Genomic DNA, 12,866 nt, shown 5'->3' with positions numbered 1-12,866 from the left:
TCGGTCAATTTACCCTAAATAGTGCGTGCGACATCGCGGGTGCCAGCCGCGAGTTCACGAGCGAGTGCGCCGACGGCGTCGACTCCCCCGTCAGACAATGCCTTGACCAGTGCAGAACCCACGATGGCGCCATCGGCGTATCCGAGGATTTCGCGCACCTGTTCGGGCGTCGAGATGCCGAGTCCGACACAAGCGCTCGTTGATCCTGCCGCGCGCAGTCGCTCGATCAGGATTCGAGCAGCAGAGTCGACATCGCTTCTGGCTCCGGTGATTCCCATGGTGGATACCGCGTAGACGAAACCACGGCTTGCCTCAACGGCCTGCGCAAGACGGGCGTCTGACGACGACGGTGCGGCAAGGAAGACGCGGTCAAGTCCGGTGCGCTCACTCGCGCTGATCCAGTCTGCGCCCTCATCAGGGATGAGGTCTGGCGTGATCAGGCCGGCGCCACCCGCAGCAGCCAGGTCGTCGGCGAACCGCTCGACACCGTACTGCACGATGGGGTTCCAGTACGTCATCACCAGCACAGGCGCAGAAACCTGGGCGGTGATCGCTGCGACTGCTTCAATGCCGTGGCGCAGGCGGAAACCGTCGGCCAGGGCACGCTGGGTTGCAGCCTGGATGACAGGGCCATCCATCACGGGGTCGGAGTACGGCAGGCCGAGTTCGATGATGTCGACGCCGTTCTCAACCAGGGCGACGGCCGCATCAATGCTCTCTGCCAGACTCGGAAAGCCAACGGGGAGGTAACCGATCAGGGCACCGCCACCGGCAGCCTTGCGGGCTGCGATGGTTGACTCAACGGTGGAGATGGTGCTCATGACTGTTCCGCGCCTTCGTCGATGAGGTCGAAGTAGCGACCTGCGGTTTCCATGTCTTTGTCACCGCGACCACTGAGGCTGACCAGGATGATGGCATCCGGGCCGAGCTTCTTGCCGAGTTCGAGCGTGCCGGCCAGAGCGTGAGCCGACTCGATGGCGGGGATGATTCCCTCGGTGCGGCTGAGCAGACGCAACGCCTCCATTGCTTCGGCGTCGGTTACCGGCAGGTACGTGGCGCGTTCGATGCCAGCGAGCCAGGAGTGCTCTGGGCCAACGCCCGGGTAGTCGAGACCGGCCGAGATCGAGTGTGACTCAACGGTCTGGCCGTCTTCGTCCTGCAGCAGGAGGCTGCGAGCACCGTGCAGGACGCCGGGGCGACCCTTCGTGATCGTGGCCGCGTGCCGCGGAGTCTCGATACCTTCACCGGCTGCTTCATAGCCGTAGAGAGCGACATCGGCGTCATCGAGGAATGCCTCAAAGATGCCGATCGCGTTGGATCCGCCGCCGACACACGCGGTGACGGCATCGGGAAGGCGACCGGTGAGGTCAAGGACCTGCTGCCGAGCTTCGACGCCGATGACAGTCTGGAAGTCGCGCACCATTGCAGGGAACGGGTGAGGGCCTGCGGCGGTGCCGAAGATGTAGTTGGTGTTCTCGACGTTCGTCACCCAGTCGCGCATGGCGTCGTTGATGGCGTCCTTCAGCGTGCGAGAGCCCGCCTTCACAGCGACAACCTCTGCACCGAGCAGACGCATCCGTGCGACGTTCAGCGCCTGGCGCTCGGTGTCGACCTCGCCCATGTAGATGACGCAGTCGAGTCCGAATAGTGCTGCGGCCGTTGCGGTGGCCACACCATGCTGGCCTGCGCCTGTTTCGGCGATGACGCGGGTCTTGCCGATGCGCTTGGTCAGCAGAACCTGGCCGATTGCATTGTTGATCTTGTGCGAGCCGGTGTGGTTCAGGTCTTCGCGCTTCAGGATGACGCGCGCACCGCCGGCGTGCTCGGCGAACCGAGGCACCTCGGTGATGAGCGACGGGCGTCCGATGTATGAACGCTGCAGCTCAGAGAGCTCGGCAGCGAATGCCGGGTCTTCCCTGGCCGCTGCATAGGCGATGGTGAGTTCATCGAGCGCTGCAACGAGCGACTCGGGCACGAATCTCCCGCCGAAATCGCCGAAATACGGACCGGATTGCGAGCGAAGAGACATGGTTAGACCGCCAGGAACGTTAGTGGATCGAAAAAGACACCGCTAAACCGACAGAAACTCGGCCAGGGTATTGATGGGGTCGCTGGTAACCAGTGCCTCGCCGACGAGTACGACATCGGCGCCTGCAGCGCGGTAGTGAGCGACATCCGCTGCCGTCTTGACTGCGGATTCAGCGATACGGATGACGCCGGCCGGGATCTGGTCGGCCAGGGATCCGAAGAGATCCTGGTCGAGCTCGAAGGTCGAGAGGTTGCGAGCGTTGACGCCCACCACGGCTGCTCCGATATCAAGCGCACGACTAACCTCGTCGGCGCTATGCGTTTCGACAAGCGCCGTCATGCCCAGCTCACCGATCAGGCTGTGCAGAGAACTGAGAGTTGCCTGGTCGAGGGCCGCGACGATGAGCAGAACGAGGTCTGCTCCCGCTGCACGGGCTTCGAAGACCTGGTACGGATCGCCGATGAAGTCTTTGCGGAGCACCGGGATGGAGACTGCCGCCCTGACCTGCTCGAGGTCGTCGAGGCTGCCGCCGAAGCGACGGCCCTCCGTCAGCACACTGATGGCGCTGGCTCCTCCGGCCTGATATGACGCGGCAAGCGCTGCGGGGTCGCGGATCTCGGCAAGCGCGCCACGAGACGGGCTCGCACGCTTGACCTCTGCGATGATCTTCACGCGATCTGCCGGAGCAAGGGCCGACAGAACATCGAGTGCGGGGCGCTGCACTCTGGCAGCTGCTTCGACGCTGGCAAGGGAGCGCCCGGCCCGACGCGATTCCGCGTCGGCCAGCGAACCTGCCAGAAGCTCGTTAAGCACCCGGGTCAGTGGCCGCTTGGCTCGGTCGCGTCGACTCCGTAGCCGACACGTCCCAGGATCCAACCGACGATTGCGCCGATGACGAGAAGACCGGCCGAAGCCCAGACCAACCACTGAACGTCAAAAAAGAATGCGATTGTGCCGATGGTGACAGCCACCAGCATGATCGTGACAGCGGTCCATGCCGCCGGCGAATGGCCGTGACCAGGGTCTACTGACTCGACGCTCATTGTTCTCCTCTTTACACATTCAAGTACTGGTTTTCAGTCTAGCGGTTCCCGCAGACGGCATCAGGCAAGAAGCCGCCGCCTGGGGTTTCGTACGGGGTTTTTATACACCTGTTTACGACGCGGTGGGGTCTTCGCCCCTGCTCAGCTCATCCCAGTCGACGACGGCATCTGCTGCGGCGTCTGCCGTCATCGGGGTTGAGGCCTGTGTCGTCGATGTCGACGCCTGCGCGCTGTGTGCGTCCGGCGCGTCTGCAAGCGCAGCGGCCGACTCAGCATCGACCGGAGCAAGGGACACGGCCTGGAAGCGCTTCGTGGATCCGGGCCAGCGCCTGGAGGTCACGATCACTGCAAGTCCTGCGATCACCATCACGACGCCACCGGCTATGGCCACGAACGGCCAGGCGGTCACCGATGCGGCTGTCACGGTGAGCTCGATTGAATGGTTGCCTGCGATGCCCGTGGCGTCGGTGACTGCAGGGCCACTGGCTGCTGCCGGTGACTGGATCACCGAGTACGAGGCGATGAACACCGACGCACCGATCAGGATCTCCAGCACGCCCAGGATCAGACGGATGACGGGCCCCGCGATGGTGAGGGCACCGGCCAGGGCCAACCCGGCGAGGGCGAGGGCGGTGAGTGCCGGAGATGCAGTTGCACCGTCGACCTGCAGCTCGAGCTCGACGCCGGTCTCTGCACCGATGGTGACGTGCACCCAAGTCTGGGTCCACGCCAGGAGCACCAGGACACTGGCGGCCAGGATGAGCAGGATCAGGCTGAGTTTGATCCGTCGTGCGCTCTGCACTAGTTGACCCTTCGCATTGCATTGGCGACTGCAACAGCACGAAGTGGTGCCGCAGCCTTATTCAGTGACTCTTGGTATTCCGAGAGTGGATCGGAATCGGCGACGAGGCCTCCCCCAGCCTGGACGCGAGCGATGCCATTCGCAATGGTTGCTGTGCGGATGGCGATTGCAAGATCGGCGTCCCCTGCGAAGCCGAAGTATCCAACGACGCCGCCGTAGACACCGCGCTGGGCTGGTTCAAGTTCATCGATGATCTCAAGCGCACGCGGCTTCGGCGCACCAGAGAGCGTGCCGGCGGGGAAAGCGGCCGTAAAGACGTCGATAGCTGTCTTGTCCGGCAGCAGGTTTCCCTCGACAGACGACACAATGTGCATAATGTGGCTGAAACGCTCGATGCGCATGAACTCGGTGACCTCCACCGAACCGGCAGCGCAGACCTTCGCAAGGTCGTTGCGCGACAGGTCGACGAGCATCAGGTGCTCCGCGCGCTCCTTGGCGTCGCCGAGAAGCTCAGCTTCGTAGTCTGCGTCGGCTTCGGGTGTCGCGCCGCGCGGCTTCGAACCGGCGATCGGATGGGTGAACACGCGATCGTTCTGCACCTTCACGAGCGCTTCGGGCGACGATCCGACGATCCAGTACGGTTCGTTGGACGGCGACTCGAGACTGAGAAGGTACATGTACGGGCTCGGGTTCAGGCTGCGGAGCACCCGATAGACATCGATCGGGTGTGCGGTGCACTCCTGGTCGAAGCGCTGCGAGATGACGACCTGAAAGATGTCGCCATCGACGATGCGCTGTTTGGCGACATCGACTGACGCGAGGAAGTCAGCCTTGTCTGTGCGGTGGGTCGGGTTTGCCGGCGTCGACAGGTCGACCTCGGCCAGCCAGGCCTCTGCGGGAGTTGCGAGTCGCGACTGCAGGGAATCAAGGCGCACCTGAGCATCCGCCCACTGCTTCTCGGCCGAATCGACACCGTCATTCAAGACGTTGGCAATCAGCTGTACTGTGCCGTACTTGTGGTCGATGACGACGAGATCGGCGACGAAGCTGAAGGCCTGGCCCGGCACCGTGTAGTCGGCAGGTGGCTGATGCGGCAGACGTTCGATCTGCCTGATCGCCTCCCAGCCGATGAAGCCGACAAGGCCACCGGTGAGCGGCGGGTGCTCAGGAAGCCGAGGTGTCTGCCACCGCTCGTAGAGGTGAGCCAATGCCACGAGCGGGCCACGTTCGATGGTGTCACCGAGTGCGCGTTCGGCCGAGAGGCCGTAGTCGAGCCAGCGCACGTCGTCTTCGGTCTGCGTGAGCACGCCGAATGACGAGACTCCCACGAATGAGAAGCGTGACCAGATGCCGCCTTGTTCGGCGGATTCGAGCAGGAAGCTTCCCGGCGTGCCGTTCGCCAGCTTGCGGTAGATGCCGACCGGCGTCTCACCGTCGGCGAAGAGCTCCCTGATGACGGGGATGACACGGTGGCCATCCCCCAGGGCAGCGAACTGCTCAGGGGTGGTTGAACCGGCGGTGACGCCGTAGCCCGTGCTCACTCGTTCGACTCCTCGGGTTCTGTGCTGGCTACTGTGCCAACGACCACGTCGATTGCCCGGCCGTCGAAGCAGGTGCGGGTGCCTGTGTGGCAGGCGGCACCGATCTGTTCAACCTCGACAAGCAGGGTGTCATCGTCGCAATCGAGGGCTGCTGACTTCACATACTGTGCATGGCCTGACGTGTCGCCCTTGCGCCAGTACTCCTGGCGGCTGCGCGACCAGAACGTGACGCGGCCCTCTGTGAGGGTGCGGCGCAGCGCTTCGGCGTCCATCCAGCCGAGCATGAGCACCTCACGGGTGTCCCACTGTTGGATGATCGCGGGCAGCAAGCCGTCTGAATTGAAGGCTGCCCGTGAGAGGGCTTCTGTGGCATCCATCAGCGCACGACCATTCCGGCCTCGACCAGTTCGTTTTTGACGTCGCCGATCGTCAGCTCCCTGTTGTGGAAGACCGATGCGGCGAGCACGGCATCCGCACCAGCTTCAATCGCAGGCGGGAAGTCGCTTGCCTTGCCTGCTCCGCCAGAGGCGATCACGGGCACACTGCTGATCGACCGCATCAGCGCGATGAGTTCGGTGTCGAAGCCCTGCTTGGTGCCGTCGGCATCGATCGAGTTGACGAGCAGTTCGCCAGCACCCAGCTCGATGGCCTGTGCTGCCCAGGCCAGGGCATCAAGGTCGGTCTCTGTAAGGCCACCGTGGGTGGTCACCACGAAACCAGATTCGGTCCGGTCAGAGCGCTTGACGTCGAGCGAGAGCACAAGCACCTGCGCGCCGAAACGGTCGGCGATCTCTGCGATCAGTTCGGGGCGCGCGATGGCGGCGCTGTTCACGCCGACCTTGTCTGCGCCACTGGCCTGCAGCCGTGAGACGTCTTCGACGCTCCGGATGCCGCCACCGACAGTGAGTGGGATGAAGACCTGTTCAGCCGTCGCGCGCACCACGTCATACGTCGTCGACCTGTTGTCGACAGTTGCAGTGACATCGAGGAACGTCAGTTCGTCTGCGCCCTGCTCGTAGTACAGCTTCGCCAGCTCAACCGGATCTCCGGCATCGCGCAGGTTCAGGAAATTAACGCCCTTGACGACGCGGCCGGCGGCCACGTCGAGGCAGGGAATGACTCGGACTGCCAGCGTCATGATGACATCTCCATTCGACGATTCTGCATTCGAGACACCATCGCCCTACAGGCGTGCGTTGTGGATGCTGCTGACCAGGATCGCCCTGGCGCCGAGCTCGTAGAGCGAGTCCATCACGATGTTCATGTCGATGCGCGGGATCATCACGCGCACAGCGACCCACTCAGGATCGTGCAGCGACGAGACAGTCGGAGATTCGATGCCAGGCGCCAGCTCGCAGGCGGCGTCAAGCTTGCTCTTGGGGATGTCGTAGTCCATCAGCACGTACTGACGGGCGACAAGCACACCCTGCAGGCGGCGCAACAGCGTAGCAATGCCCGGGTTCTCGTTCGTTGAGCTAATCAGCACAGCCGTCGACTCGAGGATGACGGGGCCGAAGATCTCAAGGCCGGCCTTCTTGAGGGTCGAGCCGGTTGACACGACGTCTGCGACGGCATCCGCTACCCCGAGCTGGACCGCTGACTCGACAGCGCCGTCGAGCGTGACGAGTTCGACGCTCACGTCGTGCTTGGCCAGAAAGGTGCCGACAAGGCCCGGGTAGCTTGTTGCCACTCGGAGGCCCTGCATGTCTGAGAGTTCGGTGAATCGACCGGCGGGACCGGCGAAGCGGAAAGTTGATGAACCGAAGTCGAGGCTGGCGATTTCGGATGCCGTTGAGTGCGAGTCGAGCAGCAGGTCGCGGCCGGTGATTCCGACGTCGAGCGCGCCTGAACCGACATATGTTGCGATGTCACGGGGCCGCAGGTAGAAGAATTCGACGTTATTGCGCGGGTCGGAGACAACCAGGTCACGGGGGTCTCGACGACCGGTGTAGCCGGCCTCGTAGAGCATCTGCGCGGCGGTTTCGGACAACGAACCCTTGTTGGGAACGGCAATTCTGAGCATTGGACTACTTTCTGAGATCATGAGCGACAGTTCTGAACGGGATGGATGACCGTTTACAGATGTCGGTAGATGTCAGCCGGGCTCAGTCCCTTGGCCAGCATCATGACCTGCAGGTGATAGATCAGCTGGGAGATCTCTTCTGCTGCTTCGTCGTTGCTCTGGAACTCAGCTGCCATCCATACTTCGGCAGCTTCCTCCACAATCTTCTTCCCGATGGCGTGAATGCCCGCATCGAGCTCGCGGACAGTCCCTGAACCCTCTGGCCTGGTTTTTGCCTTCTCCTGGAGTTCGGCAAAAAGCTCGTCGAAATTCTTCACACTTACAGGTTACTAGTGCGCGTGGGTGTGCGCGTCCGCTGTGGCGCGCAGCAGGGCGATCTGTTCGGCCGGATCTCCCCTGAATACCGCAGAGCCCGCAACGAACGTGTTGGCGCCTGCCTCAGCGGCAATGCCGATGGTGTCGACAGTCACGCCGCCGTCGACCTGCATCCAGACGTCGAGACCGCGTGCTTCGACGGCGCCAGACAGCGTGCGCAGCTTCGGCATCGTGGATTCCATGAAGCTCTGGCCGCCGAAACCGGGTTCAACGGTCATGATCAGCACCTGGTCGAACTCGGGAAGTAGCTCAAGGTACGGCTCGATGGCGGTCCCCGGCTTCAGCGCGATCCCCGCCCGTGCCCCGATTCCGCGGAGCGTGCGGGCCAGGGCGACGGCATCCGCTGCCGCCTCGGCGTGGAAGGTCACCGAGAATGCGCCGGCCTCGGCGTAGCCAGGTGCCCAGCGGTCTGGGTCGTCGATCATCAGGTGCACGTCGAGTGGAATCGGCGACACTTCCTGTAGGCGCTGCACCATCGGCAGGCCGAACGTCAGGTTGGGCACGAAGTGGTTGTCCATGATGTCGACATGCACAAGATCGGCCGTGCTGATGCGGTTCAGCTCTGTCTCGAAGTTGGCGAAATCGGCGGCCAGGATGCTCGGGTTGATTCGGTTCGGCATGACTTTCACCCTACTTGCTAGACGGTGCGCTCGATCAGCGTGATGAACATGGCATCCGTGCCGTGACGGTGCGGCCAGAGCTGAACACTCGTCGGGTCACCAGCCAGATCGAGCTCGTTGACCGCGAGTGACTGCACAACGGCTGCGGTGTCGAGCTGTGTGACCTTGTCGCCCCACGCCTTCAGGGCCGTCGCGACAATGCCGCGGGTCTCTGCGATGTGTGGCGAGCATGTGACGTACGCGAGGATGCCACCCGGCGCGAGTGCCTTGAGCGCAGCATCGAGCAGATTCGACTGCAGATTCGAGAGCTCAGTGACATCCTGCGGCTGCTTGCGCCAGCGGGCCTCCGGCCGACGGCGGAGCGCACCAAGACCGGTGCATGGGGCGTCAAGCAGAATCCGGTCGAAGGTGTCTGCGTGCCGCTCGGCGATTTGAGTGCCATCGCTTTCCCACACAGGGACGTCGAGCGGAACCGGCGCAAGCGCATTACGCACAAGCTCGGCGCGCGTCGGTACGATCTCGTTGGCCACCAGGTATGCGCCACCGGCAAGCGCCTCTGCAGCAAGCAGGGCGGCTTTGCCACCTGGGCCGGCACACAGGTCGAGCCAACGCTCTTCAGCACGCACGGGGCGTGCCCTGGTGAGTGCGAGCGCTGCGATCTGCGAGCCCTCGTCCTGCACGCGGATGCGCCCGTCATACTCCTTCATGAGGGTGAACGGGTCTCCCCCAGCCAGCACGAACCCGGTCGGCGAGAACGCGTCGGCCTCGCCGAGGCTCTCCGACAGTTCGGGGTCGGTCAGGCCTGGCAGGGCAACCATGTTCACCCGCGCTGCCTGGTTGTCGGCGTCAAGAAGGGCTTCAAGTTCATCTGCCCTGTTTTCGGCAAGCAGCGACTGGCGCAGTGCACGCACCACCCAGACCGGGTGTGAGTACACCGCGGCGAGCTTGTCGTCGGCGCTCGTCGTCGCATCGAGTACGCGCTCTCGCCACTCGTCGGCACTGCTGCGCGAAATCGTGCGGAGTACACCGTTGGTGAATCCGGTCGCTGAGCGCGAACCAACCTGCTTCGCCAGCGACACCGATTCGTTCACCGCTGCGTGCGTGGCGACGCGCGTCGAGAGCAGCTGGTGGGTACCGAGACGCAGCACGTCGAGGATGGCGGGGTCAATCGCGTCGACCGGCCGGCCTGCGGCCAGCGAGATGACACGGTCGTAGTAGCCCTGCATGCGCAGTGTGCCGTAGGTCAGTTCGGTTGCCAGCCCGGCGTCGGCAGTGTTCAGCGCAGCGCGCTTGATCTTCGTGGGCAGCAGCAGGTTTGCGTAAGCATCCGATTCACGGACTGCCGCGATGACCTCGTATGCCACGCGTCTGGCTGGCTGCACGAAGTCGGCCGACTGGCGGCTCTGACGGGAGTCCGTTCTCGCAGCGGCGTCCTGCCTGCTCGGCGCTCGACCCTGTGTTCTGTCGTCGCCTGTCATGATGCCACCACTTCTTCTGTTGCGAGTCCGCGCCACCAATCGGTGGCACGCATTGGTTTCTTGCCTGCCGGCTGAACGGTCACCAGTTCGAGCGGCGTTGTTCCTGTGCCGATCTGCACTTCACCGTCGATGAGGCGGATGACGCCGGGCTGCAGTGAATCGTCGCCCGTCGTACGGGCCATTTCGATGAGCTTGAGGCGGGTGTCGCCCAGCATGGTGAACGCACCGGGTTCCGGCGTGACGCCACGGACCCGCTGGTAGACGGCCTCAGCCGACCGTGTCCAGTCGATGCGAGCGTCGGCAAGTCCGAGCTTCGGAGCGAGGGTAACCTCGCCGACCTGTTCGATCGACCTGGCGGTACCGGTGGCCAGCTGGTCGACGACGCGTACCAGGAGTTCGGCGCCACTCACGCCGAGGGATTCGAGAAGTTCGCCTGCTGTCTGGTCTGCACCGATCCGTTCGTGGATCATGCCGAAGATCGGACCAGCATCGAGCGCAGGAACCAGCTGGAACACGGCAGCACCGGTCTCCTGCTCACCGGCGATGACTGCATGCTGCACAGGTGCAGCACCCCGCCAGCGCGGCAGCAGCGAGAAGTGCAGGTTGATCCAGCCGAGGCGAGGCACAGAGAGCAACGGCTCACGCACCAATCCGCCGTACGCGACGATGACGCCGAGGTCGGGCTGCAGTGCGCGCACAGCCTCTGTCGCTGCATCGTCAAGGCGGTTCGCCTTGATCAGCGGGATGCCGTTCGCTGCCGCGACGACGGCGACCGGAGACGGTGTGAGGACGCGTTTCCGGCCGAGTTCAGCGTCGTGGCGCGTGATGACGGCCGCCACCTCGTGTTCTGAGTTGATCAGCGCCTCAAGGGACGGTACCGCAGGCAACGGAGTGCCGGCGAAGACGAGTTTCATTTAGAGCAGCTCCGGGTCATCGAATCGTACTTTGAGTGTAGGCGTGGGCACGAAGGCGGCACTGGATCCTGCTGCGCGCTTGCGGCGCTGCGAGGCGTTGCGCACGATGGCGGCCTTCAGTGTGTGGGCGACAGCGTCGCCGTCGGCATAGGCAAAGCGCACGACAGCGCGCACCTTGCCGGAATCTGCCGGTACGGGGCCGAGCACGTCGACTCCGGCCTGGTCCGCGAATTCGGCGACAGCTGTGGCGACGCCATCGTCGGTGCCGGTAACAGATGCTATCCGAACGGCGGGAGGGAACCTGAGCACCCTGCGGTCGGCAAGCTCACTCGCGGCATACGCTTCTGGCTGCCACGAGTTCAGCGCACGGGCCAGGGCTCCCCCAACGCCGACGAGCACAACCGATGCGCCTGGCGCGGCCATGGCTGCGGCGTTCGACCACCAGCGCAGGCAGTCTTCACCGACGCGCAGCGACTCTCGCGCCAGCATCCGCTCGCCATCGAGCAGCAGGATGGCGTGGTAGCCGCCCGTTGGGATCGGTTCGGCGCCGCGGGTAGCGATGACGAGAGCCGGTTGCGCATCAATGTGTTGGATGGTGTGCTCACCGTCGGCGATGATCACTCGCACACCGGGGAAAGCGCGACCGAGTTCTTCGGCGGTCCTGGCGGTGCCGATCGTGACCAAGCGATACGTACGGCCCTCACAGTGGCTGCACTGCCACGAGACGGCCAAGGCGCCACAGAGACGGCATGACGGCGTTGCGCCGGCCGTCGTGAGGCCGAGTGGGCCCTGGCAGTTCGTGCATCGTGCCGCCTGCTTGCAGGTCTGGCAGGCGAGCACCGGCGCATAGCCGGGGCTGGCCACCTGCACGAGGACAGGGCCGGTTGCCAGCGCTTCTTTGGCTGCACGCCACGCTGCCGTTGGAATGCGTGCCACTCTTGCCTGTTCGTCTGGCGATGCCTGGTACGCGGTCGGAATGACTTTGGGGTGTACGACCCGCTCAGGGTGGATCTCGCCGAGCCAGCCGAGTTCGACCAGGCGCTGTGTCTCAACGCTGCGCGAGTGGCTGAAGAAGGCCAGGGCAGCACCTGACTCCTGCTGGCGTATCAGGGCGGCATCACGGGCGTGCACGTACGGGCTGTGCAGTTCGGCGTGCAGCGGGTCTCCGTCGTCCCACAGGGCGATCAGGCCGAGGTTGGGGGCGGGTGCGTACACCGCAGACCTGTTACCGACGACGATGCGCGGTTCGTCGGTCAGGCAGGCGAGGAAGGCGCGATAGCGTTCTGTGCCGGTCTGTCTGGCATCCACCCGGCTGACCGAGGAGCCAGGCACGAGCTGCGCCAGTGCGGCCTCGACCTGATCCTGGTCGCGGTAGTCAGGCAGCACCAACAGCGTTGAGCGTCCGGCCTGCAGCGTGACAGCAGCCAACTCGGCCAGGGTATGAGCCCAGTGGCCGATGGTTGTGCCGTTGGCCAACTGCAGCAGACGGGGTACAGCTGCGACGGCGACGCGTTTGCGTTCTGCGATGAGTTCGTCGAATACACCGGCCCGGTAGCCGTCGAATCCGGCTGCGCTGAGGCCAGCGGGACTTTCAGGGGCGGCAGCATCACCGGCATCGGAGCCATCGGCCTCGGCAGCCAGGGCCGCCCTGGCGGCCAGCCACGCCTTCTCTGCCCGAACCTGCCTGGGTGGCACGGCCAGACGGATGACGTCGCTCGCGTTTCCTGCAGCCCGATCGGCCACTTGGCGAGCCAACCTGGCCACCTCAGGGGTCAGCACCTGTACGGCTGAGACCACAGAGTCGAGTGGGCTGAGCGTACCGGTAAAGGCTGGCTCGCCCCCCGGCCCGCCCGCCCCGGCATCCGTTACCTCGATGAGGTAGCCGGCGGCGATCCTTCCCGCTCGGAACGGCACTTTGACGCGCACGCCGGGCAAGGCGATGTCAGCCAGCTCGGCTGGAATGCTGTAGTCGAACAGGTGGTCGAGCTGCGGCAGCGGGGAGTCGATGAGCACCCGCGCCACAAGGCCGGTGTGCGTCATC

The 12,866-nt window shown here is 64.3% G+C and carries 14 protein-coding genes; all 14 read right to left on the bottom strand.

The annotated features are described in order from the left end of the window. Nucleotides 1-14: 14 nt before the first annotated feature. Nucleotides 15-821, bottom strand: a complete 807-nt coding sequence (gene trpA, locus ACMT3I_RS05355; RefSeq protein WP_414803396.1) for a tryptophan synthase subunit alpha — start codon at nucleotides 819-821, stop codon at nucleotides 15-17. After that, nucleotides 818-2,029 carry a tryptophan synthase subunit beta gene (gene trpB, locus ACMT3I_RS05350; protein ID WP_414803395.1) on the bottom strand — a complete coding sequence of 404 codons (1,212 nt, stop codon included), beginning with the start codon at nucleotides 2,027-2,029 and terminating at the stop codon, nucleotides 818-820. Before trpB ends, trpA begins: the two co-directional genes overlap by 4 nt. A 42-nt stretch (nucleotides 2,030-2,071) precedes the next feature. After that, nucleotides 2,072-2,842: an indole-3-glycerol phosphate synthase TrpC gene (trpC, locus tag ACMT3I_RS05345; protein WP_414803394.1), complete on the bottom strand. Its 771-nt coding sequence runs from the start codon at nucleotides 2,840-2,842 to the stop codon at nucleotides 2,072-2,074. Nucleotides 2,843-2,847: 5 nt separating this feature from the next. Then, entirely contained in the window at nucleotides 2,848-3,072 is a 225-nt protein-coding gene (locus ACMT3I_RS05340) for a DUF6704 family protein (protein WP_414803393.1), read from the bottom strand. Between the two features lie 112 nt (nucleotides 3,073-3,184). Continuing rightward, complete coding sequence (locus tag ACMT3I_RS05335; RefSeq protein ID WP_414803392.1) at nucleotides 3,185-3,874, bottom strand: Trp biosynthesis-associated membrane protein; 690 nt, start codon at nucleotides 3,872-3,874, stop codon at nucleotides 3,185-3,187. After that, nucleotides 3,874-5,415, bottom strand: a complete 1,542-nt coding sequence (locus ACMT3I_RS05330) for an anthranilate synthase component I (RefSeq protein WP_414803391.1) — start codon at nucleotides 5,413-5,415, stop codon at nucleotides 3,874-3,876. Before ACMT3I_RS05330 ends, ACMT3I_RS05335 begins: the two co-directional genes overlap by 1 nt. Further along, nucleotides 5,412-5,792 carry a phosphoribosyl-AMP cyclohydrolase gene (gene hisI, locus ACMT3I_RS05325; RefSeq protein WP_414803390.1) on the bottom strand — a complete coding sequence of 127 codons (381 nt, stop codon included), beginning with the start codon at nucleotides 5,790-5,792 and terminating at the stop codon, nucleotides 5,412-5,414. Before hisI ends, ACMT3I_RS05330 begins: the two co-directional genes overlap by 4 nt. Continuing rightward, on the bottom strand, nucleotides 5,792-6,553 hold the full coding sequence (gene hisF / locus ACMT3I_RS05320; RefSeq protein WP_414803389.1) for an imidazole glycerol phosphate synthase subunit HisF: 762 nt from the start codon (nucleotides 6,551-6,553) through the stop codon (nucleotides 5,792-5,794). The genes hisI and hisF overlap by 1 nt, the downstream gene beginning before the upstream one ends. Nucleotides 6,554-6,598: 45 nt before the next feature. Next, complete coding sequence (hisG, locus tag ACMT3I_RS05315) at nucleotides 6,599-7,438, bottom strand: ATP phosphoribosyltransferase (protein ID WP_414803388.1); 840 nt, start codon at nucleotides 7,436-7,438, stop codon at nucleotides 6,599-6,601. Nucleotides 7,439-7,491: 53 nt separating this feature from the next. After that, nucleotides 7,492-7,755 carry a phosphoribosyl-ATP diphosphatase gene (locus tag ACMT3I_RS05310; RefSeq protein WP_414803387.1) on the bottom strand — a complete coding sequence of 88 codons (264 nt, stop codon included), beginning with the start codon at nucleotides 7,753-7,755 and terminating at the stop codon, nucleotides 7,492-7,494. 12 nt (nucleotides 7,756-7,767) lie between these two features. Continuing rightward, a complete protein-coding gene (gene rpe, locus ACMT3I_RS05305) occupies nucleotides 7,768-8,433 on the bottom strand; it encodes a ribulose-phosphate 3-epimerase (protein WP_414803386.1) in 666 nt (221 codons plus the stop codon). Between the two features lie 17 nt (nucleotides 8,434-8,450). Then, on the bottom strand, nucleotides 8,451-9,911 hold the full coding sequence (locus ACMT3I_RS05300; protein WP_414803385.1) for an RsmB/NOP family class I SAM-dependent RNA methyltransferase: 1,461 nt from the start codon (nucleotides 9,909-9,911) through the stop codon (nucleotides 8,451-8,453). Beyond that, complete coding sequence (fmt, locus tag ACMT3I_RS05295) at nucleotides 9,908-10,825, bottom strand: methionyl-tRNA formyltransferase (protein ID WP_414803384.1); 918 nt, start codon at nucleotides 10,823-10,825, stop codon at nucleotides 9,908-9,910. The genes ACMT3I_RS05300 and fmt overlap by 4 nt, the downstream gene beginning before the upstream one ends. Beyond that, a complete protein-coding gene (locus ACMT3I_RS05290; protein WP_414803383.1) occupies nucleotides 10,826-12,865 on the bottom strand; it encodes a primosomal protein N' in 2,040 nt (679 codons plus the stop codon). It abuts the gene before it with no gap. Nucleotide 12,866 lies beyond the last annotated feature (1 nt).

Source organism: Leifsonia sp. A12D58, from assembly GCF_047530025.1.
GTDB lineage: Bacteria > Actinomycetota > Actinomycetes > Actinomycetales > Microbacteriaceae > Cryobacterium.
The sequence above is the reverse complement of the archived record's forward strand: the minus strand, read 5'-3'. Positions and strand labels throughout refer to the sequence as shown.